General features: G+C 60.0%; 19 protein-coding genes and 5 pseudogenes. 11 read left to right on the top strand and 13 right to left on the bottom strand.

The features are described from left to right. Positions 1-170: 170 nt before the first annotated feature. The 3 genes from LMTR21_RS09140 to LMTR21_RS09130 are packed head-to-tail and all read left to right on the top strand — an operon-like array spanning position 171 to position 6,554. Complete coding sequence (locus LMTR21_RS09140) at positions 171-1,439, top strand: NHLP bacteriocin system secretion protein (RefSeq protein WP_057833402.1); 1,269 nt, start codon at positions 171-173, stop codon at positions 1,437-1,439. Beyond that, the gene (locus LMTR21_RS09135) at positions 1,432-3,654 is read left to right on the top strand and encodes an NHLP family bacteriocin export ABC transporter peptidase/permease/ATPase subunit (RefSeq protein WP_347339168.1); all 2,223 of its coding nucleotides are present in this window, start codon (positions 1,432-1,434) and stop codon (positions 3,652-3,654) included. Before LMTR21_RS09140 ends, LMTR21_RS09135 begins: the two co-directional genes overlap by 8 nt. Beyond that, a complete protein-coding gene (locus LMTR21_RS09130) occupies positions 3,651-6,554 on the top strand; it encodes an NHLP bacteriocin export ABC transporter permease/ATPase subunit (protein WP_065751285.1) in 2,904 nt (967 codons plus the stop codon). Before LMTR21_RS09135 ends, LMTR21_RS09130 begins: the two co-directional genes overlap by 4 nt. A gap of 398 nt (positions 6,555-6,952) precedes the next feature. Here LMTR21_RS09130 and LMTR21_RS09125 read toward each other — a convergent pair whose 3' ends face one another. Both LMTR21_RS09125 and LMTR21_RS09120 read right to left on the bottom strand, forming a co-directional pair. Then, complete coding sequence (locus LMTR21_RS09125) at positions 6,953-7,165, bottom strand: hypothetical protein (protein WP_065751286.1); 213 nt, start codon at positions 7,163-7,165, stop codon at positions 6,953-6,955. Between the two features lie 360 nt (positions 7,166-7,525). Beyond that, positions 7,526-7,672: pseudogene (locus LMTR21_RS09120) on the bottom strand (IS5/IS1182 family transposase); the annotation flags it as partial. A gap of 111 nt (positions 7,673-7,783) precedes the next feature. On the opposite strand from LMTR21_RS09120, the pseudogene LMTR21_RS42165 reads away from it, so the two are divergent. The 6 genes and pseudogenes from LMTR21_RS42165 to LMTR21_RS41780 form a co-directional block, all read left to right on the top strand. Next, a pseudogene (locus LMTR21_RS42165) lies at positions 7,784-7,879 on the top strand (hypothetical protein); the annotation flags it as partial. A 15-nt stretch (positions 7,880-7,894) separates the two neighbouring features. Next, on the top strand, positions 7,895-8,107 hold the full coding sequence (locus LMTR21_RS09115) for a hypothetical protein (protein WP_065751287.1): 213 nt from the start codon (positions 7,895-7,897) through the stop codon (positions 8,105-8,107). A gap of 679 nt (positions 8,108-8,786) precedes the next feature. After that, positions 8,787-9,074 (top strand): short coiled-coil protein, encoded by a 288-nt coding sequence (locus LMTR21_RS09105; protein WP_430642531.1) that lies wholly within the window; start codon positions 8,787-8,789, stop codon positions 9,072-9,074. After that, positions 9,071-9,301 carry a hypothetical protein gene (locus tag LMTR21_RS09100; RefSeq protein WP_065751288.1) on the top strand — a complete coding sequence of 77 codons (231 nt, stop codon included), beginning with the start codon at positions 9,071-9,073 and terminating at the stop codon, positions 9,299-9,301. Before LMTR21_RS09105 ends, LMTR21_RS09100 begins: the two co-directional genes overlap by 4 nt. Then, a pseudogene (locus tag LMTR21_RS41785) lies at positions 9,277-9,457 on the top strand (IS256 family transposase); the annotation flags it as partial. The gene LMTR21_RS09100 and the pseudogene LMTR21_RS41785, both read left to right, overlap by 25 nt. A gap of 81 nt (positions 9,458-9,538) precedes the next feature. Beyond that, positions 9,539-9,706: pseudogene (locus tag LMTR21_RS41780) on the top strand (transposase); the annotation flags it as partial. Positions 9,707-9,868: 162 nt separating this feature from the next. Here LMTR21_RS41780 and LMTR21_RS09090 read toward each other — a convergent pair. From LMTR21_RS09090 to LMTR21_RS09075, 4 genes are all read right to left on the bottom strand, one after another. Further along, entirely contained in the window at positions 9,869-10,081 is a 213-nt protein-coding gene (locus tag LMTR21_RS09090; protein WP_141688151.1) for a hypothetical protein, read from the bottom strand. A gap of 579 nt (positions 10,082-10,660) precedes the next feature. Beyond that, a complete protein-coding gene (locus LMTR21_RS09085; protein ID WP_065751291.1) occupies positions 10,661-10,894 on the bottom strand; it encodes a DUF6894 family protein in 234 nt (77 codons plus the stop codon). Between the two features lie 269 nt (positions 10,895-11,163). Further along, complete coding sequence (locus LMTR21_RS09080; protein WP_065751292.1) at positions 11,164-11,580, bottom strand: hypothetical protein; 417 nt, start codon at positions 11,578-11,580, stop codon at positions 11,164-11,166. A gap of 20 nt (positions 11,581-11,600) precedes the next feature. After that, on the bottom strand, positions 11,601-12,248 hold the full coding sequence (locus tag LMTR21_RS09075) for a formylglycine-generating enzyme family protein (protein WP_246175410.1): 648 nt from the start codon (positions 12,246-12,248) through the stop codon (positions 11,601-11,603). Positions 12,249-12,724: 476 nt separating this feature from the next. Here LMTR21_RS09075 and LMTR21_RS09070 point away from each other — a divergent pair, with 476 nt between their 5' ends. Next, complete coding sequence (locus tag LMTR21_RS09070; RefSeq protein ID WP_065751294.1) at positions 12,725-13,627, top strand: DUF4399 domain-containing protein; 903 nt, start codon at positions 12,725-12,727, stop codon at positions 13,625-13,627. A gap of 13 nt (positions 13,628-13,640) precedes the next feature. Next, positions 13,641-14,972, top strand: coding sequence for a caspase family protein (locus tag LMTR21_RS09065; protein ID WP_065751295.1), 1,332 nt, complete (start codon positions 13,641-13,643; stop codon positions 14,970-14,972). A gap of 357 nt (positions 14,973-15,329) precedes the next feature. Here LMTR21_RS09065 and LMTR21_RS09060 read toward each other — a convergent pair. From LMTR21_RS09060 to LMTR21_RS09030, 7 genes and pseudogenes are all read right to left on the bottom strand, one after another. Then, a pseudogene (locus LMTR21_RS09060) lies at positions 15,330-15,884 on the bottom strand (IS5 family transposase); the annotation flags it as partial. Further along, positions 15,845-16,099, bottom strand: coding sequence for a hypothetical protein (locus LMTR21_RS09055; RefSeq protein ID WP_065751296.1), 255 nt, complete (start codon positions 16,097-16,099; stop codon positions 15,845-15,847). The pseudogene LMTR21_RS09060 and the gene LMTR21_RS09055, both read right to left, overlap by 40 nt. 976 nt (positions 16,100-17,075) lie before the next feature. Beyond that, positions 17,076-18,221 (bottom strand): IS630 family transposase, encoded by a 1,146-nt coding sequence (locus LMTR21_RS09050; RefSeq protein ID WP_065750743.1) that lies wholly within the window; start codon positions 18,219-18,221, stop codon positions 17,076-17,078. A gap of 86 nt (positions 18,222-18,307) precedes the next feature. Further along, entirely contained in the window at positions 18,308-18,634 is a 327-nt protein-coding gene (locus LMTR21_RS09045; protein ID WP_141688359.1) for a hypothetical protein, read from the bottom strand. A gap of 156 nt (positions 18,635-18,790) precedes the next feature. After that, positions 18,791-19,171, bottom strand: a complete 381-nt coding sequence (locus LMTR21_RS41775; RefSeq protein WP_141688360.1) for a hypothetical protein — start codon at positions 19,169-19,171, stop codon at positions 18,791-18,793. A 161-nt stretch (positions 19,172-19,332) separates the two neighbouring features. Beyond that, positions 19,333-19,545, bottom strand: a complete 213-nt coding sequence (locus LMTR21_RS09035; RefSeq protein WP_065753752.1) for a hypothetical protein — start codon at positions 19,543-19,545, stop codon at positions 19,333-19,335. Between the two features lie 95 nt (positions 19,546-19,640). Further along, positions 19,641-19,853: a hypothetical protein gene (locus LMTR21_RS09030; protein WP_065753753.1), complete on the bottom strand. Its 213-nt coding sequence runs from the start codon at positions 19,851-19,853 to the stop codon at positions 19,641-19,643. Positions 19,854-20,343 lie beyond the last annotated feature (490 nt).

Genomic DNA, 20,343 nt, shown 5'->3' with positions numbered 1-20,343 from the left:
TCTCGCGGTGCCGATCAGCCCGTGCGTCACAATTGGTCCCTTCCCGCCGCCCCTTATTGTTAGACGGTCAATTCTGTGCAAATATCCGACATCGTCGACTTCATTTCATCAATTGCATTGCGTGCAGATATGTCGACGTCTGAACCGCTCCGAACACGGAGCATAAGAGCATGACCGACGGACCGCAACGGGCATTTCGCGCCGCGGCCCTTGACCGGGCTGCGTCTCCCGAACAGCTCGATCATGTCGTTGTTATCACCAAGCCCGCTGATTGGATTTTTACCCTTGTGCTGTGCATCGCGCTTATGGCGGCCGTGCTGTGGGGCATCTTTGGGCGCGTGCCTACCCGCGTCTCGGGCGAGGGAATCCTGATCAGCAGGGGCGGTAAGGTCGTCGATGCCGTATCCGCCGCTGCCGGACGGCTGCAGGTGGTCGCAGTCGCGGTGGGCGATCGCGTCAGTAAGGACCAGCCCATCGCCGAGATCGTTCAAACCGACATCAAGCAAAAGCACAACGCAGCCACCGAGGTCTTTGATGAACGCGAGCGGGAGCTCGCCGACCGGGTGTCGAAAGTTGCAAGCGAGCTCGCCGCCAAGAGCCAGAACTTTGCAAAACTTGAAGCCGCCCTGCAACAGGCGATCAAAGCAACGATCCAACGCATCGAATATCTCACCGTCGACGTCAAAAACCTGGAGGATTTGCTAGCCAAGGGATACACGACGCGGCGCAATCTGGAAGAGCGACGCCGCGAGCTGGCCGATGCGCAACAACGCCGTACTGACGCCCAAAACGAGATTTTGAAGTTGCGGGCGCAGAAGACGGATCTGGAGACGGAGCGCGGGCGCGAAATTCAGCGGTCCCAGTTTGCCGTCAACGAGGCCCGGCGGCAAATGAATGCCGCCGCCGAACAGCTGAGCCAGAACACCAAAGTGATCAGCCCGATGGACGGGCGGGTTTTGGAAGTGAAGATTTCGCCCGGTTCGGTGCTGGCCGTCGGCACAGCGGTGATTGCGATCGAAAGCGAAGGCGCCAAGCTCGAAGCCGTCGTCTATATTCCCGCCGAACGGGGCAAATCTATCAAGCCGGGCATGCAGGTGCACCTCGAGCCGAGCACGGTCAAGCGCGAGGAATTTGGCATGATGCTGGGCAGCGTGGTCAGCATCTCCGATTTCCCGATGACGCCGCAAGGCATGGCCGCACTGCTGCATAACGACAGCCTGGTTTCACGCTTCTCGCGCGAAGGTGCACCTTACGCCGCGACGGTTGAGCTCGATGAAGACGCCTCCACCATGACCGGATATCGATGGGCCGTTGGCGAGGGGCCGAGCATTCATCTCACGAGCGGAACGTTGGCGCGGGCCGAGATCACAACACGCCGGCGGCGCCCCCTCGATCTGGTAGTACCACTGCTCAAGCAAATCACGGGAATTGATGGATAAGCCTACTCCAAACGAGCTAACCAGCAAGCGCGGGCGGCCCAAATCTTACGTCAACCGCATGGCGAGCTGGTTGCCGCGCCGAAGTATCCGACGGACACCCATCATCCTGCAGATGGAAGCCGTCGAATGCGGCGCGGCAGCGCTTGGCATCATTCTCGCCTATTACGGGGCGTGGATTCCGTTGGAGCAGCTTCGTATCGCATGCGGCGTATCGCGCGACGGCAGCAAGGCGAGCAATATCATCAGAGCGGCGCGCCGACACGGGCTGACGGCGAAGGGCTACAGCGTCGAACCTCCGGCACTTGCCGAAATGGCAATGCCTTGCATCATTCACTGGAACTTCAACCATTTTGTGGTCCTGGAAGGAATTGACAAAAAGCGCGCCTACATAAACGACCCCGCGAGCGGGCGGCGGCGGATCGATCTGGTCGAGCTCGACCTCGCCTTCACCGGCGTTGTCCTGGTGTTTGAACGCGGCGAAAAGTTCGGGAAGGTTGGCAGCAAACCGAAGGGCATACGCCTGCTCATGCGTGAGCTGCGCCAATCAAGGAAAGCGGTGGCCCTGCTGGTTGTTGTCAGCATCGCCGCGGTCGTGCCCAATATTGTTGCCGCGGGATTCTCAAAAATCTTTGTTGATGACATTTTGATCCAGCACACGCGCGGCTGGCTTGCGCCGCTCCTGATCGGCATGGCGGTGACGGCGGCCTTCCGGGCCTCTCTGACCATCCTACGCCAATCGCTGCTATTGCGGCTGCAGACCAAGCTCGCCGTCGTGATGACCAGCCGCTTTCTGTGGCGCGTCATGACGCTGCCGCTGGAATTCTTCACCCAACGCCACGCCGGCGATATTGCGAACCGTATTGCAGCCAACGAACAGATCGCCCAGCTGCTTTCAAGCGGCATTGCCGCCAATGCGCTCAGCCTGATGTCGGTGGTCATGTTCGCCGCGGCTATGGCTGTCTACGACGTCGCCCTGACCGCGCTTTGCGTCGCAATCTCTTTGATCAATGTTCTTATCCTGCGGCTTGTCGCTCCACGCCGCCAGGAACTGAGCTATCGGTTGGGGCTCGAACAGGGTAAGCTGCTCGCGGCGACCGTGGGCATGGTACGGACCATCGAAACAGTCAAGGCAAGTGGGTTGGAAGACGACGCCTTCGGCAGGTGGGCCGGCCTTCAGGCCAAAAACCTCAACGCAGAACAGAGGATCGGCGCCTCCGCCATCATATTGGACATGGTCCCGACCCTGCTCACCGGCCTCATGATCGCCGCGATTCTTGGTTTCGGAGGCTGGCGGGTCATTCAGGGCTCGCTGACATTGGGAGGCCTCGTGGCCTTCCAAACCTTGGCAATGAGTTTCTCCGAGCCTTTTGTCGGTCTCGTGAACTATTTCGGCGGCCTGCAAACCATGAAGGGAGCGCTCGAAAGGCTCGAGGATGTCTACCGGTACCCGCTAGCGCCGCCAATGCCGACACATGTGGATGCGTTCCCGCCCAAGCTTGCCGGCCGACTCGAACTTCACAACGTCAGCTTCGGCTATTCGGTGCTCGAGCCGCCGCTTCTGGCGGATCTTTCGCTGGTGATCCCCGCCGGTTCACGGGTCGCGCTCGTCGGTGTGTCGGGCAGCGGAAAGTCAACCCTCGGCAAACTGATCTGCGGACTGTACAGACCCTGGTCGGGTGAGATTCGTTTTGATGGATGGAAGCTGACGGATGTTCCTGCGGACGTTTTCGCGAACTCCGTCGCCTATGTCGACCAGGACATCTTTATGTTCGAGGGAACCGCGCGAGACAATTTGACGCTCTGGGATTCAACAACCGATGAGCGCCACCTGCTGACGGCGGCCAAGGACGCGCTGATTCATCAAGACCTCGCGACCAGACCGGGCAATTATGACTGCTACGTCAATGAAGGCGGTACGAACTTCAGCGGTGGTCAGCGTCAGCGCATCGAAATCGCCCGAGCTCTGGTTTGCAATCCCTCGATCCTTGTCTTGGATGAAGCGACGGCTGCACTTGATCCGATCACCGAAAAATCCATCGACGACAACTTGCGGCGCCGAGGCTGCAGCTGCATCATCATCGCCCACCGCCTGAGCACGATACGCGATTGCGACGAAATCATCGTGCTCGAACGCGGTCGCATCGTTGAACGCGGCACGCATGAAGAGCTTCTTGCGCTTCAGGCCTCCTATGCCAAACTGGTGGCGCGCGGATGACGGATCGATTTGCCAGCGAAAATTTCGTTGGGCATCAACGCGAGGTGCCGATCGGCCTGTTGCACCGGACTGCGCTCGATGCGCGTCGCCCGATGCTTCTCAGCGACCACGAACACATTCTTCAAGTGGCCGCCGGTCACGTCGATTTGTTTGCAGTTCAGCCGACAGGCACGCGCCAGCATTTGTTTCGTGTCGAAACCGGCGACGGCATTCTGGACCTGCACAATGCCTGCGAAACCTCAGGCAGCCGGTTGCAAATCATCGCGGTCGGAGCCCCTGGGACAGAGCTTTTGGAGGTGCCGCGCAGTGCCGCGTCCTTTGAACGTGTGTCTGGCTGGATTGCCCACTTGGCGACGTTCATGGCCCGCTCGGCGGCAAGCGAGACCATTTCCGAGCAGGTGATCGGTGAAGCGATTGAACTGCAGCCGGGCGAGCGCCGTCGCAGTCCGATGCGGGACCTCGTATGGGCACACCTCGAAACCGGGACGGCAAAGCTCATGAGCCTTGGCCCGAGCTTCGCTCCCGGGCAGCCTCCTCTCCCTTTGACCGGTGGAGTGTGGGTGGAAGCAGGCGAGCACGGGTGCAAATTGCGTCTCGACGCGAATCCGCCGGATGCCCTGCTCCTCTGGCCCGCGATTGATCGATTCCAGCTCGCAGTTATTGGCCATCTTGAGTGCAGCCTGGCAGAGGGCGCCATTCGAGAGCGGGAACAGCTAGCCCGGCGTGGCGAACTCATTGCGTCGCAAACGCTCGATTCGTTTGAGCGCCTCTCTGATATCGTGGTCAGAAAACGCGATCGCGCGCAATCCGAGTGGGACCCGGCGGACCCGCTGCTTTGCAGTTGCCGCATCGTCGGAGAAGAACTGGGAATACCGATTACGCTCTCTCAGCGAGCTCAGCCCGCAGGACAGGCCTTCAGCGAGATTTTGGACATCGCTCGCACGGCCCAATTGCGGGTCCGCCGTGTGGTCCTGCGCGATGTCTGGTGGAAGACCGATGTTGGACCGCTCCTCGGTTGGCTTGGAGACCAACGCAGTCCAGTGGCGCTGGTGCGCAATCGGGCGAACACCTACACGATGTTCGATCCGAAAGGCGGAAGGCATCGCTTGGTCGATCGCTCCGTTGCCGGCGAGCTCAATCCGGAGGCCATCGCTTTCTATCCAGCGTTGCCACCCCACCCTCTTCGATACCGCGATCTGCTTACCTTCGCGTGGCGAGGCGTCTCAGGCAGCATCGCGCGCATCGCGTTGGCTGTTCTGGTAATCGGGCTACTGTCGCTGGTGCCGCCATTGCTGACGAATGTCCTGGTCAGTTCGGTTATCCCGCGCACCGAGATCGATCAGCTCGTTGTTTGTGCGCTTGCGCTGACGGTCACCGCTATGGCGATGGCCAGTCTGCAGATGATGCAGGGACGGGTCACGTTAAGGCTCGAAGGTCTGCTCGACTATAAGCTGCAGGCCGCGCTGATCGACCGACTGCTCCGCCTACCCACCTCTCTGTTTCGCGAACATACAAGCGGCGACTTGGTCGATCGCGCCATGGGCATCAACGCCGCTCGCCGGATCTTCACCGGACGCGTGCTGCGCGGCTTTACGGCCTCGTTCTTTTGTCTCTTCAGCATTGGGCTGATGCTCTACTATGACCTCCGTCTGGGCAGCATTGCACTGCTGCTCACGATGATTAGAGCGGCTGTGATTCTTGCCACGAGCGCCCTGCGACTCTACTATGAAACCAGGCATTTCAACCTGCAAGGCACGGCCAACGGCTTTGTGCTGCAGTTGATTACGGGAGTCAGCAAGTTGCGCGTGGCAGGCGCAACGGCGCGCGCGTTAGCGCGATGGTCGCAACAATTTGCCGTACAGAGGCGCTATTTCATCGTCTCGCAGCAAGCGGCCAACGCGCTGAGCACCTTTGACACCGCCTTTCCGATGCTGGCGACATTGACCATCTTTGCGCTTGCCTCCTACACAAACAGTCGCGTCCTGCTCGATCTCGGCGCTTTTCTCGGCTTTCTGACGGCGTTCGGACAGACCATGGCCGCGATCGGCACTTGGGCCTCGAGCGTCAGCGAATCGCTGGTGGCGATTCCACACCTCACCCGCCTGAAGCCCGTGATTTCCACCTCGGCCGAGATCTCCGGGGAACGGCGATCGCCTGGAGAACTATCCGGAGAGATCGAACTTTCCGGCGTGGTCTTCCGCTATGCGCGAGGCGGGCCGAAGGTCCTGGATGACGTCAGCCTAAGCATTGCGACCGGTGACTACGTCGCGATCGTCGGTCCCTCAGGCAGCGGGAAATCGTCGCTCTTTCGTTTGCTGCTCGGTTTTGAGCGGGCGGAAGCCGGCACGGTGTTTTACGACGGCAAGGCGCTCAACACGCTCGACATCAGCGCGGTACGCCGTCAGCTTGGGGTGGTGCTGCAAGATACCAAGCTCGCAACCGGAAGCCTTTACGAAAACATCTGCGGCGGCGTTGATTTGCCGCTGGAGAAGGCGTGGGAGGCCGCCCGACTGGCGGCGCTGGATGCCGACATCGCGCAGATGCCGATGGGCATGCATACGCTGGTTGCGGAAGGCGTGAGTACGCTGTCAGGCGGTCAGCGGCAGCGACTATTGATCGCCCGGGCTCTTGCGCGTTCGCCACGGATTCTTCTGTTTGATGAGGCAACCAGCGCGCTCGACAACCAAACCCAAAGCATCGTCGGCGCCTCGCTGGAACGACTGAGCATCACGCGGATTGTGATTGCACATCGCCTCAGCACCGTCCGCAATGCAGATCGTATTGTCATGCTCTCGCGCGGCAAAATCGTGCAAACGGGAAGCTTCGCAGAGCTCATGAGCGAGCCGGGGCCGTTTTCGGATTTTGCCGAGCGGCAGTTGGTCGAACCGGCTCATCGCTAGCCTAACGGCGGCGGACAGCGATCCTGAAACATCATGTGCACTTCACAGTCCTGCGAACCGAAATAGGGACTAGCAAGAGCCCACGTGAGCGAGGTCGTCTGGGAGGCCACAGGGCGACCTCCAGAAGAGCACAGCGGTTGTGTGGAGCGGACCTGGGGCGGAAGATCTCTCACCTTCCAAGATTTACAGGGTTTCCTGATCGCTTTTGATGGACCCGGCCCCTGTGTGATGAGCATCTCTCGGCAGGTAGGCACGGGTGCGCTCGTAGCGCATCGACACCGTGTCGAGCCCCTCGTCCCGTAATTCCCTGAGCGAGGGTGCTCGCGTCCAAAAATTGTCGATTGAAATGAATACCCGCACACCCCGGGAGCAGCCAGGGGTGTGCGGGCTTCCGTAAGTTAGCCGATCGAGCTGGTGTTCGACTGCCCGAGCAGCTGCGCGACGGCAGCAGCACCGCCGGCACCGAAGACGCTGGAGCCGCCCTGAGCCACACCGACCTGCGTGGCGTTGTTCGCCTGTGCGACGATGTTGTTGGACAGATTGGTAAAGTCGAAGATCCCGCCACACACCGCGTCGAGTTCCGCATCGATCAGTTCATGCACTGCTTTCATGAGTTCCCTCCTTGGGGGTTGTGTGTGAACAACATCTGGCTCGAAGCAGCCAGTGCCTCACTACGCTTGTTGATACACGAGGCTGGTTTTTCCATCTGTGACAGAAATCACGGGCGCAAATGAGTGCGCGAGTCGTTGTAGTCATTCTTATACGACGGCAGAACGTGGCGCAGACGGCTTTCGCCAAGTACTACGACATGATCGAAGCATTCCCAGCGGATTGAGCCGATCTCAGGATCTCAGCTTCCAGCGACACCCGCGCCCGGAACAATGAGACCAGCACCGACCAGACCATGCTGCAAGCTTCTCTCATAAGGCAGAAGCATTGCGCGATCCGGCCTTACGTACCGGCCGGATTAGGTTTCCGACAGAGACGGCATGAATTTCGCTGATCAATCCGCCACGTGACCGTCTCATGGATTGTCTTCTATTTCGGTTGATGCAGGCACCGTGCTGATGCACGCGGACAATGGACGTATCGATCATTTGCAGAGCGACATCATGGGCGCACAAATTTTGTTGTTCGTGATCCAAGCCGACATCCCACAAACAAAGAGCATTCTGGCCAAGAGTTCACCCTGGCGTAGCCAAAGCTGACTGCCGCTGTGGGGCACCCCCGTGATTTCTGTCACAGATGGAAAAGCCAGCCTCGTGTATCAAACACGCGTAGTGAGGCACTGGCTGCTTCGAGCCAGATGTTGTTCACACACACCCCCAAGGAGAGAACTCATGAAAGTAGTGCATGAACTGATCGATGCGGAACTCGACGCGGTGTGCGGCGGGATCTTCGACTTTACCAATCTGTCCAACAACATCGTCGCGCAGGCGAACACTGCCACGCAGGTTGGTGTGGCTCAGGGCGGCTCCAGTGTTTTCGGTGCCGGTGGTGCTGCTGCCGTCACGCAGCTGCTCGCGCAGTCGAACACCAGCTCGATCGGCTAACTTACGGAAGCCCGCACACCCCAGGCTGCTCCCGTGGTGTGCGGGTACTCATTTCAATCGAGAATTCTCATAGACACGAGCACCCTCGCTCAGGGACTTACGGAAAGAGGGTCTCGACACGGTGTCGATGCGCAACGAGCGTACCCGTGCCTGCCTGCCGAGAGATGCTCATCCCACAGGGGATGGCCCGGCCGGGTCCATCAAAAGCGATTCCGCTGCCAATCGCAGTGTTTCTCTAAATAGATCCCGAACGATCAAGGTCGCCTCGGGCATCTACGGTACTTCGGAGATCACGATAGGAGCGACGTCATGCCAGAGTTTGCAATTTTCTTGGTGTTTCTCCTTGCTGCGTTCGCGATCAGCAGGCTCGTTTAGTGAATTGAAATGTGCTCCCGATGACACGCACGACGGCTACACGGTCCAGCTAAGCGTCGATTGCTTCAGAGTTCGCAGCGGAAAGTGACCGCAATTGGGTGGGCTGGCTCCAGATCCCCTGGACCAGCTGCAAGACAACCGAGCGAGGGCTTCATGACGATTCCGATCTCACGACGAGGCAATGCATATTTGGAGACAGCACGGACTTTGCTCCGCCATGCCGAAACCATGACAGACCGGGCGATTGCCGGTCAGCTCAAGGCCCTTGCTGACGACTACGAGCGGCGAGCTGTGAAAGCTTCGCATGTCGATGCAGCAAAAGCATTGGCTCGATCGGCTGCTGCTAGCGCTGAACCCGAGTGGTGTACATGACCTGATGGTCAGCCTCAGAGGAGCGCATATGGGCGATATTGTTCGATTTTCCCCAAAATCTGAGTGCGACCGAGCCCGCTTAATTCAAGAAGCACGCGCGATATATGACAGCATCTTCCCGCCGGTTGACCCGGTCAGGGAGCAGCATGACAAGGCACCGATAAGGCATACGGTCGGCGGCGCCAATGCCCATCGCAGCGACGGGGGTCTCCTGTCGTGATCAAGATCATCGCCGTGCTCTGCAGTCTCTCTTCTCCGACAAATTGCCGCGCTTCTCCGACAAATTGCCGCGAGCAGGTCGTCACCACCTCGGACTTCGCCGACGTCTCGATGCAGTCCTGCCTGATGGGCGCGCCGCAGCTCGCCGAGTGGATGAACCAGCATCCGGCCGAGCGCCAGGCGGCAGGGCAGCTTCCCCGGACGCGCAGGAATTTATTGAAGAATTGATCCGCTGCGTGCTCGCTGCGGCTCTTGCGCGTCCGCGCCGGATGTGAGGGAACGCTCGGCATTGCGGGTCATCGGCACGGCAGCCGGCTGCGGTTGCTGACCAGCAGCTTCGGGCCGATTAAGATTGCGGTCCCGCTTGCCCGAATTGACACCTCCGGAAAGCAGCTGGCGATCAGCGCGTCGGCGGCCAGCGTGCGGCGATGGTAGACCCGCAGTGCCTGCTCTTCCATACCGTCGTCCTGCTACCTGGCCGGCGCCAACACGCGGCGGGTGCGCCGCGCCCTCAGCGCTCTGTTTGCTGGCGCCATCGGCAAGGACACGGTGGGCCGGGTGTGGCGCAAGGTGAAGAGCAGCTGGGACACGTGGAATGCCCGCTCGCTGGCCGAGGAACCGATCATGCGAATGAGCGCTCCAACGCCGAATGATCCGAGGTTGATCACCTCGGAGACCATGCCACCTTCAATTCCTACCAATCCCGCAACGGGATCCGTGTTCATGAGAATTCTCGATTGAAAAGAGTACCCGCACACCGCGGGGGCAGCCAAGGGGTGTGCGGGCATCGGTGACCTAGCCGATCGAGCTGACATTCGCCTGAGCGAGCAGCTGCGTGAGGTTAGCGGCACCACCGTTACCGAAGACACTGAAGCCGCCGACGGCAACACCAACCTGCGTAGCAATCTGCGGCTGTACGACGATATTGCCTGTCAGATTGTTCAAGTCGAAGAGCCCTCCGCACACCGCGTCGAGTTCCGCATCGACCAGTTCATGCATTTCACTCATGAATTCCCTCCTTTTGGGGTTGCATGTGAACAACATCTGGCTTGAAGCAAGCCAGCGCCTCACCATGCGTGCTTGATACACGAGGCTGGCTTTTCCATCTGTGACAGGAATCACGGGCGCCCCCACAGTGGCAGTCAGCTTTGGCTACGTCATAACCTGTTGGATTTACGCTGTGAGCCAGCTGGCATCCTCAGGGTCGTCGTCGCCACGGCCATGCTCCTAGGGTCTGCATGATGGGATAAATCGACGAACAGTGATTCAAGTTTCCCGACGCTGCAGCCTGGGGACCGCTTACAGCCGTCACGCGAGATGCTTATGAGCGCGGCAAGATTGCTACAGTAGCCCCGGCTTCATGCTGTACGGTCGCGCGAACGGCGCGCCCTGCGAGCGAATTCGATGCACGACCTTGCGTCGCGCCAGGAGCCGCGGGCTGCTCTCAAGATGGTGTGCGGGCTGCGACGAAAATGCCGCTGCGCGCGTATCGCTCCAACGAAGGCACGTCGGAGGAATGTCGTCGCGATCGCATTCAAGCACTGGTGAAAACGCATGAATGACGGCAGCTTCGACAGCATGACGTCTTCAGTGTGGCTTGCCGAGCACGAATGCGAAGGGCAAGATGAAAATTTCATCGCCGGCCTCATCGATGGCATGCAAGGCCCAATCACGCCAATCTTCAAGGTTGGTTGCTGCGATGACCGATCGCACCTTGCTGGTGGCCTTCTCGCACGCCTCGATCAGGTCGGATACGGATGTACCGCAACGATCCATCAACACTCCTCGGGCGTTGGAGAAATGGAAGTAGACCTGAGCCATTTACGCCTCCTCTGAGCATCCTGGTTAGCAGGGTCGACCCTGTATATCGGAGCCATACAAGGCCGCAGAAGAGATCGTCTGTGATCATGCTCACAGGGTAGTTGAGGCTCGTCAGCGTTCGCAAAAATGAAATTGCAAGCTCGTGGCGCCCTCAAGGCCCAAAAGACTGCGATGCGCAATGGTCGAGGATACAAGCATTGTGGCTGCTCATGGCGACGCCGCGATTCGACAACTGTCTCGCTCACGGACAAAAGTGTCCGACCATTTGTTCAAGGATTGCTGCCGACGCGATCAGTCGCCTTGGTCTCGACCGCCGGGCCGATCAGGAGATTGATCGGAACGCCCTGTCCGTGGCGGCAGGTCAGCAGCCCCGATCCAGATGAGCCAGATGCAACGATGCGGCATCGATCGTCGTCCATGACCAACGTGCCTTCCAGGCGTGCGGACGAAACCTTCAGCTGCATATGCGCCTGCTTTTGCTCGAGACCATTGACGCTGCACAGGCCGACGTGTCGCAGCGTCATCGCCCCTGAATAGTCCGCACCTAGGCGCGTTACCGTTTTCGCGAGATTTCCCGTCATCTCCCATTCGTGGAGATAGCCGATTTTCCCGCTGAACGAGTAGGACTGCGCCAAAGCGGCCGGCGCAGCGGCAAACGTCAGTATCACCGCAACGATCGTGCGCATCCTTCCCGCACCCTTCACGCTCACTGCAACTCGCGCGCGACGCGAAAGCCGTTGGCATAGTAGCGCACGTCAACGTCGTAGCGAAACCTCGCCGGAGATCTGACGTCGCTGGCCTTGCTCAGGAAGTTCCCCCCGCGCAGCACCCGCAGGCGGCAATCGCCCGACATCCAGGGCGAACCGTCCTTCGGTGCATTGCGATAGGAGTCGTTCCAACAATCCTCGACCCATTCCGCCGCATTGCCTGATGTGTCGTAGAGCCCGAAGCCGTTTGGCCGGAACGAGCCAGCGGGCACTACCCGCTGCTTGGTCGGACTGCCGCAGGTGTCGCACTGTGCCTTACCCGCGCCTACCTCTCGTCCCCACCAAAACGGCGTCCTGGTCCCCGCGCGCGCGGCATATTCCCACTCCGCCTCGCTGGGAAGACGGTATTTTTGTCCGGTCTTCTGCGACAGCCAGGCGACGAAGAGCTTGGCGTCCTCCCAGCTGACATTGATCACTGGGCGGTCGCCGCGTCCCCAGCCGTGATCGTCGGGACGCGCCTTGCAAGCGCCAGCATCTGCGCACTGATCCCACTCCGCAAACGTCACCTCGCGGCGGCCGATGGCGAAGGGCTTGCGAATGCTGATCGAATGCTCGGGCTTCTCATAGGGCGTCTCATTGGATCCCATCACGAAATCCCCCGGCGGCACCACCACAAGCTCAGGACAATTGTCGCAATCGCGAAATAGTTCTCCTGGATCCAGAGGGGCACCATTTTGAGCTACCCTGGTGTTGGATGGCGCGGACGGCCCGTCGGCAGACTGGCCGCTGCTCAGCCCTCGCTGGGCGATCGCCACAGTGCTCGCCAATTCCACTAGCGATGTGAGGAGGATCACAGACAAGACGGCCAATTTCATGTTGTGATCTCCAGTAGGCCTGAACGATCGACAGTATGACATGTCACATTCAAATGGGCATAACATGCTTCATTCAGCCTCAACCGGCAAGGCGACGGTTCCGGCCGAGCAATTTCGGATTTACATTGGCCGGCAAAGGAATATCGTTTGCCCGACCCGTTCGCTTTGCTTGACGGGATAATACTAGGTTTTGCAATTTTTTTTCAGATTACCGCGACTGCTGCGGTCCAGACATTGGGAAGAGCGCGATGACGCATCGCTTCCTGCCATCAGTCCTGGTTCCATTTGTCGCCGGCTTGATGCATTGCCACGCCGCACAGGCCCAGGCTGGCGGACCGACGCCGTCGCCGGCGGGGGCAGCCGTCTATTTCATCGGATTGAAGGACGGCGACACGCTGCCACCCAAGACCACTCTGCATTTCGGCCTGCGTGGCATGGGCGTAGCGCCGGCAGGTTCGGACCGGGCCAATAGCGGTCACCATCACTTGATCATTGACGCGCCGACGCCGGCGCTGAATGTCGAAACCCCCAACGACTTCCAGCACCTGCATTTCGGCGCGGGACAGACCGAGGCCGAGATTTCGCTGACGCCCGGCGAGCACACGCTGCAGCTCGTGTTCGCCGACAAGAATCACGTTCCGCATTCGCCTCCGGTGATATCCGAACGGATCAAGGTTAAGGTAGCCGAGCAGACCGCCCCCGCAGCGACGCAGACGGCACCACCTGCTTCAGGCGGACGTCAACCCTCGCCGAAGGATGCCAAGGTCTATTTCATCTATCCCAGGAACGGCGCCTATATTTCTCGTAACCCGGTTATCCGCTTCGGCCTGCTGAACATGGGCGTGGCACCGGCGGGCTTAGAGAAGCCCAACACCGGCCACCATCATTTGCTCATCGATACCGAGATGCCGCCGCTCGACAAACCGACCCCGAACGACTTCAACCATCTGCATTTCGGCGCCGGCCAGACCGAGGCGAAGATCACCCTGCCGGTCGGCCAGCACAAGCTGCGCCTGCTGTTCGCCGACGCCGCTCACGTGCCGCACGATCCGGCAGTCTACTCGGAAGTCATTACCGTCAACGTGACGGAGAGCGGCAAGCCGCCGCGGAAGCGCTACAAGCGCCGCCATCACTCATGGCGGAGTTACTGATATTGATGCAGCCATGAAACTGCGCCAACTCATGATTTTCGGCCTCTGTCTCGCCATCGGCGCGATGTTCTCCAATGCGGCCGCAGCGGAGCGTCGTGTCGCGCTGGTGATCGGAAACTCCGCCTACAAGAACGCATCCACGCTGCCCAATACCACTAATGACTCCTATTCGATGGAAGCGCTTTTCAAGTCGATCGGCTTCGACGCCGTCTTTTCACGCACTGATCTCGGCGTCGTCGACTTCAAGCGCACCGTGCGCGAATTCCTCATCACGGCAGAGAACGCCGATATTGCGGTGGTCTATTACGCCGGCCATGGCATCGAGATCAGCGGCACCAATTATCTGATACCGGTCGACGCCAAGCTGAGCCGCGACTACGACGTCGACGATGAAGCTATCGCACTCGACCGCATCATCTGGGCGCTTCAGCCGGTACGCCGCCTGCGTTTGATCCTGCTCGACGCCTGTCGCGACAACCCGTTCGCGACCAAACTGCGCTCCGCAGGCCGCGCGACTTCCAGAGGCGGGCTGGCGAAGCTTGATGAAGTCAGCGCCGATACGCTGGTGGCCTACGCAGCAAAGGCCGGCTCGATTTCCTATGACGGCGACGGCTTCAACAGTCCCTACGCAACCGCGCTGCTGCGGCACCTTGCCTCGCCCGGCGTCGATATCCGGATCGCCCTTGGCCGCGTCCGCGATGCAGTTATCGCCATGACCGGTGGACGGCAGGAACCGTTCATCTATGGCTCTCTCGGCGGCACAACCATCGCCTTGGTGCCGGTGCCGGATCCGCCAAATGTCGCGCCGGTGCTGCAGCCTGCGGCGGTTGCGCCAAGCCCCCCGCCGGCTTCGGTTCCGGCCCTGCCAAAGCCAAGTGTTGCCGGGGTCAATCCAACGGCGCCAGCAATCACGCCGCCGGCCGCGAAGGGGGAGCCCCCCAGACCACCGCTTGGGGCCCAGGCGGCGATCGAGCCCGCAGACCCCTGTGTCCGCGACGAAACGCGGCTGGCGCGTCTGCGCTCCAACCCTGTGCCCGACGAGATCGTCAAGCTCCAGCGCGAGGTCGCCTGCAGCCGGCTGCGCCCGCAAGTGCAGCGCCTCTTCGAGAGTTTCGTCAGCGATACAACTGGCGTAAATGCCGCACCGCAACCGGCTCCGATGCAGCAGCACGCGCAGAACGAGCCTGTTCGCGGCGAAGATGCCTGTGCCCGCGATACGGCGCGTCTGGCACGCCTGCGCGCTGAGCAGCCTACATTCGAGGCGATTACCAAGTTCGAGAAGGAATTGGGCTGCGAACAGCTCCGGTCCCAGCTCCGCCGACTGCGCGAGAGCGTCACCCCCTGATCCGGCTGTCTGGGCAAACCCGCGATCGATATTGGACTAACGCGTGATGACGTTTCTTCGAATCGTCATCCTGCTTTATCTTTTTGTTTGAGCATGATCTCCGCGCAAACGCGTTCCGCGTTTGTCGCGAGGGAAAACCGCTGCACACTTTTCCGGATCATGCTGTAGGCCGCGCAGGGCCGGTGTTGCGGGTATAGCTGACCAGGGCTTGTACTCAATCGTAGTGGCTAAAATCGGCGAACAGTATTCAAGGCTTCCCAAGGATTTTGGGAAGCTGACCAAGCGCGATGACCTGACCATTTCGTACGCCAGGCGACTCACGGTGAACGGCGTTGGATGAAGCCGTCAAACACGTGGCTATGTCGTGATCGGGACAACTAAGGGCGCGGACTCATTAGCCCGTAGCCAAATGCGGATGGATGCGAGCTTGATAAACGCCAGGTAGTTGGCTGCCAGCTTGTCATACCGGGTTGCGATACGCCGACATTGCTTGATCTTGTTGAAGAACCGCTCGACCAAGTTGCGCGCGCGGTACAAATATGGGCTGAAGCAGACGGGGGCTTTGCGATTGCGTTTCGGCGGGATGTTGGCCCACGCACCTTGCTGGCGGGCCAATTCCCTGATCCAGTCTGCGTCGTAGCCACGATCCGCGAGTAACATCGATTTTGGATGCAATGCGCCGAGAAGAACCGACCACAGCCGATTGTCGTGCGCCTCACCCGGCGTGAGGGCGAGATGCACCGGCAGGCCATTGGTATCCACTACTGCGTGAATCTTGCTCGTCAGGCCCCCTCGCGAGCGACCCATATCTTGGCGATCGTTGTCCGCGATGCAGGCTCCGTGCTGGTGCACGCGCACGACGGAGGTATCGATCATCCGTATCGCCGCATCATGACCGGCAGCCAGAAGAGATGCTTCTGCCCGGGCTCAAGGTCGTTGACGTCCAGCGCGCTGATGACCTTCTTCCCCTGGATCACATCGCCGGTATAGACGGTCCCCCCCGACGCAGCCGGCGCTTCGCCAGCAGCGTTAGCGTTGACAGCGAAGGCGGCCGAGGCTCCAGCGGTGGCGATAGATGCAATCAAGAAGTTGCGGCGATCAAGACCTTCTTCGGAATTGTCTGGCATGGTGTCAATTCTCCCTTTTCTATGATGGTACGATCAGAGAATGAAACGCATGATGGTCGCGACATCCCGCGACTGCAGGGCACCGAGTGTGCTGCTGATCTCATCAGGGCGCAAGATTGTTGCGCGAGCTATGTTGGAATTGGCTCGGACTAGGGACTTTGCAGCGTTGTTCGCCAAACTCCAGGATGGCAGGCCATCAGAGAGGAACCGGCCTCACGTCGGTTCGCTGCTGTGCGACGATGCGTGGGCTATCGGGGCACAGCGGACACTGACAACGCGTCAGCGCGGCGCGTTTATGGGTTCACGGGCCTAGTGCGGCATCGTGGGAGGCGCTTCATCTTCGTCACCTCCACTGTTCAGCAGCAACCGTGCGGAGCGCTTCGCCTTTGGCGCGATCGGAATCCGATTTGCGGCATATGTGGCACCGCAAGCATACGAGACGCCGTATCGCGGGCACAGGCATCTTCGGCGCGAACAGGCTCGTTCTGCGCCAGCTGCCTCGGAGCCGGTTGCGGCATGGCCAGACAGTCCCATCGACTGAACTCTGTTCCGGGTGATGCACCACTCCTTGCTGATCCGCGCGGACAATCGAGGTGTCGATCATCTGGACGGGGTATCATTGGCAGCGGCGACCGCGTCCACGATATCGCTTCCATACTCCAGCCCGCCGCCGGCGAACGGAGCGACTGTAGCAAGTGGTCATCAAATCGTACAAATTTCCGTCCGCCGCTGACTTGGGCGGTCAGGAGATCGGAATGGATACGAACTTGCGCGTAGTGGGAGGCATCTCTGGGCAGGTACGCTCGTTGGGCATCGACACCGTGTCGAGCCCTTCCCGAAATGCCTTGAGCGAGCGTGCTCGGGTCGTGTCCATGAAAATTCTCGATTGAATTTTTATCTGAACACCATCGAGAGCAGCCAAGGAGCGTGCGGGCATCCGCAATCTAGTCGAGCGTTTCCTTGGTTCGAATCATAATCAGGCGGCCTCGGCAAGTTTGTAGGACCAAGTATGGATGACCGGATGGCGGTTGACGTCGTCGATGCCGGCCATGATGCGCTCCTTCAGCTCGTGTTTTGAGGTCACCCGGATGTGGCGCAACGTCGAGCGGGCAAACTTGGAGAAGAAGCCCTCGATCAGGTTGAGCCAGGAGCCGTGCTTGGGAGTGAAGGTGAGTTCAAAGCGTCCGACGGGGCGGGCGTTAAGCCACGCTGTGGTTTCTCTCGATATGTGCGCGGAATGATTGTCGAGGATCAGCTTGATTGCAGTGCCTCTCGGATAAGCGGCATCGAGTAACTTGAGGAATTCAACGAACTCCCGGCTGCGATGGCGGTCTCTCACGAGAGCATGGACCTTGCCGGTCAGCAGATCGATCCCGGCCAACAGACTGAGCGTGCCATGACGTTTGTACTCGTGATCCCGCGCAAAGGTGGCGTGAGCCCCAGGCACGGGCGGCAAATCCGGCGCCGTCGTTGCGATAGCCTGGATTCCTGGCTTTTCGTCGCAGGAGACGATTGCCACCGGCTTGCCTCGCCTCTTCGATCCGGTAGAGGTTTTTTTCAGAACCTCGACTTCACGATAGACACACAGGACCTCGGCCATCTTCTGTTCGAATTCGCTGTCGCGGTTCTCCAGATAGTAGTGCACCTTGTGCGGCTTGATTTCCTCTTTGCCGAGGATCTTGCACACCGTGCCCTGGACCAAATTGGCCAGACACCTGTGCCCTGCCGCTGGTCCATGCACGCGCGCATGGCGTGCCAGCAATCGCGTCGTCCACAATTCATGCGGATGGCCGTGGTCTTTGGCCTTGTCGCACGCCAGCGACGCCAGCCAAGCTTTGGCCTCCGGCGTGATCGTGGGCTCCCTGCCAGGCCGCGGCCGATCGTCGAGGGCCCCCAGCGGGCCATGGGCCAGCGCCCGCTCGACACAGCGCTCGACGGTCTGGTGATGGACCCCAAGTCTGCGCCCCACGGCACAGAACGACGGATTATCCCGGTAGGCCAGCAGCATCTGTGCCCGCGAGACCCGGCTCGCTGGCTCGGTTCTTGACCGCGAAAGAGCCGCCAACGTCTCAACCTCATCGTCGGTCATCGCCAATTCGATCGCTTGCCGCCATCCTGCCATGATACTGTTCCTCGTCGCGCCAGCCGCAACCGAGGAATCCGCCAACACTCAATCAGTTCCAGTGCGGGTTTCTTGGAATCGAACGTCTAGTGCGAGGCGATAGAGCTGAAGTTCAGCTGACTGAGCAGCTGTGTGACGCTGGCGTTATCGCCGACAGCCACACCAATCTGCAACGCAATGGTCGGCTGTATGACGATATTGCCGAAATTGATGATATTGCCGAAACTGAAATTGCCGAAACTGAAACTGCCGATATTGCCGAAGTCAAAGAGTCCCTGATTCCCCTGATTCTCCAGGTGCCCGCGATGTCCGTGAAGATGTCCGTGATCTCCGTGATACCCGTCAGCGCCCCGGCGATACCCTCCACACACGGCGTCGAGTTCCGCATCGATCAGTTCACGCATTTCACTCATGACTTTGATCCTCAGGGGTTTGCATGTGAACAACATCTGGCTCAAAGCAATCCAGCGCCTCACTCGTGTTTGATATCGGAGGCTAGCTTTTCTATCTGTGACAGAAATCACAGGCGCCCCTCAGTGGCAGTCAGCTTTGGCCACGCACCGTTGGGTTTACGCTGTGTGTGTGACTTTGCTCTCACAGCAAAATGGTGGGAGCGTGCCTGGATCGCTGATAAAGCGTGTGCATGTCGCGGAAGCGCTGCTCGAACGGACTGCCCGGGAAGATCGCGTCGACGCCCGCTCCCTTGCGAAGTTTCCCAGCTCGACCGCGCCCGGGATCGCGTTGGCGCAGGCTAGTCGCACGTGGGCCCGATTGGTGACGTCGATCGGCGCCACGTCGCCGGCCTCCGCATTGTGAGCGTGTCGATGAGGTAGGCGAGCGCCGAGCCGCGCTTTCGCGCGTGCCAGGTCGGCCTGCATGACCGCATTGTCTGCGAGCCGGAGACCCCGCGGCGCCTCGTGGAATGCCAATGTGATGAGCTCGGACAGCATGGCGCGCGCGATGCCGAGTGCCGCGGCGGCGACCCAGGTCGCCGGGCCAATTCCGCAAAGTACTAATCCATTGAGCGAGGGTGCTCGCGTCCAAAAATTGTCGATTGAAATGAATACCCGCACACCCCGGGAGCAGCCAGGGGTGTGCGGGCTTCCGTAAGTTAGCCGATCGAGCTGGTGTTCGACTGCCCGAGCAGCTGCGCGACGGCAGCAGCACCGCCGGCACCGAAGACGCTGGAGCCGCCCTGAGCCACACCAACCTGCGTGGCGTTGTTCGCCTGTGCGACGATGTTGTTGGACAGATTGGTAAAGTCGAAGATCCCGCCGCACACCGCGTCGAGTTCCGCATCGATCAGTTCATGCACTACTTTCATGAGTTCTCTCCTTGGCGGTTACGTGTGAAAATTGTCGATTGAAATGAGTGCCCGCACACCCCGGGAGCAGCCGAGGGTGTGCGGGCTTCCGCAAGTTAGCCGATCGAGCTGGTGTTCGACTGCGCGAGCAGCTGCGCGACGCTAGCCGCACCACCGGCACCGAAGACGCTGTTGCCGCCCTGAGCGACACCAACCTGCGTGGCAGTGTTCGCCTGCGCGACGATGTTGTTGGACAGATTGGTAAAGTCGAAGATCCCGCCACACACCGCGTCGAGCTCCGCATCGATCAGTTCATGCACTGCTTTCATGAGTTCCCTCCTTGGGGGTTGCGTGTGAACAACATCTGGCTTGAAGCAAGCCAGCGCCTCACCATGCGTGTTTGATACACGAGGCTCGCTTTTCCATCTGTGACAGAAATCACGGGGTGCCCCACAGCGGCAGTCAGCTTCGGCTACGATATGAACCCGTTGGATTTGCGCTGTGTGTGACTGAAATGGACTCCGACTTTGGGACCACGTGCTTAGTTGGAAGACGGCCGCTCCGTCTTATAGACGGAGTGAGCAAATGACGAAGAAGACGAGACGCAAGATCGATGTGGCTCAGCGCTCGGTCGCGATCGCCTCGACGATCTCCGGTAGCCTCTACGGCACCTGCTCGATCTGTCTTCGTGGCCAGCAAACGTCTCGCCAGAGCCAGTCCAAGGGCTGCCAACGAACATACGAAATCGTAGTTTGTCGTACAAATCGCACGATGGTAGCGGGCTAGCGCTATCGCTTCTCCCGACTCCGATGAGATCCA

Origin of the sequence: Bradyrhizobium paxllaeri, assembly GCF_001693515.2 — a bacterium.
Lineage (GTDB): Bacteria > Pseudomonadota > Alphaproteobacteria > Rhizobiales > Xanthobacteraceae > Bradyrhizobium > Bradyrhizobium paxllaeri.
This window is presented reverse-complemented; position numbering and strand designations above follow the sequence as displayed.

Bases quoted from the DNA above. Each gene is read 5' to 3' on its own strand.
- LMTR21_RS09140 (WP_057833402.1), top strand. From the start codon at position 171: ATGACCGACGGACCGCAACGGGCATTTCGCGCCGCGGCCCTTGACCGG.
- LMTR21_RS09135 (WP_347339168.1), top strand. From the start codon at position 1,432: ATGGATAAGCCTACTCCAAACGAGCTAACCAGCAAGCGCGGGCGGCCC.
- LMTR21_RS09130 (WP_065751285.1), top strand. From the start codon at position 3,651: ATGACGGATCGATTTGCCAGCGAAAATTTCGTTGGGCATCAACGCGAG.
- LMTR21_RS09125 (WP_065751286.1), bottom strand. From the start codon at position 7,165: ATGAAAGCAGTGCATGAACTGATCGATGCGGAACTCGACGCGGTGTGT.
- LMTR21_RS09115 (WP_065751287.1), top strand. From the start codon at position 7,895: ATGAAAGTAGTGCATGAACTGATCGATGCGGAACTCGACGCGGTGTGC.
- LMTR21_RS09105 (WP_430642531.1), top strand. From the start codon at position 8,787: ATGTCGATGCAGCAAAAGCATTGGCTCGATCGGCTGCTGCTAGCGCTG.
- LMTR21_RS09090 (WP_141688151.1), bottom strand. From the start codon at position 10,081: ATGAGTGAAATGCATGAACTGGTCGATGCGGAACTCGACGCGGTGTGC.
- LMTR21_RS09085 (WP_065751291.1), bottom strand. From the start codon at position 10,894: ATGGCTCAGGTCTACTTCCATTTCTCCAACGCCCGAGGAGTGTTGATG.
- LMTR21_RS09080 (WP_065751292.1), bottom strand. From the start codon at position 11,580: ATGCGCACGATCGTTGCGGTGATACTGACGTTTGCCGCTGCGCCGGCC.
- LMTR21_RS09075 (WP_246175410.1), bottom strand. From the start codon at position 12,248: ATGGGATCCAATGAGACGCCCTATGAGAAGCCCGAGCATTCGATCAGC.
- LMTR21_RS09070 (WP_065751294.1), top strand. From the start codon at position 12,725: ATGACGCATCGCTTCCTGCCATCAGTCCTGGTTCCATTTGTCGCCGGC.
- LMTR21_RS09065 (WP_065751295.1), top strand. From the start codon at position 13,641: ATGAAACTGCGCCAACTCATGATTTTCGGCCTCTGTCTCGCCATCGGC.
- LMTR21_RS09055 (WP_065751296.1), bottom strand. From the start codon at position 16,099: ATGCCAGACAATTCCGAAGAAGGTCTTGATCGCCGCAACTTCTTGATT.
- LMTR21_RS09050 (WP_065750743.1), bottom strand. From the start codon at position 18,221: ATGGCAGGATGGCGGCAAGCGATCGAATTGGCGATGACCGACGATGAG.
- LMTR21_RS09045 (WP_141688359.1), bottom strand. From the start codon at position 18,634: ATGAGTGAAATGCGTGAACTGATCGATGCGGAACTCGACGCCGTGTGT.
- LMTR21_RS41775 (WP_141688360.1), bottom strand. From the start codon at position 19,171: ATGCTGTCCGAGCTCATCACATTGGCATTCCACGAGGCGCCGCGGGGT.
- LMTR21_RS09035 (WP_065753752.1), bottom strand. From the start codon at position 19,545: ATGAAAGTAGTGCATGAACTGATCGATGCGGAACTCGACGCGGTGTGC.
- LMTR21_RS09030 (WP_065753753.1), bottom strand. From the start codon at position 19,853: ATGAAAGCAGTGCATGAACTGATCGATGCGGAGCTCGACGCGGTGTGT.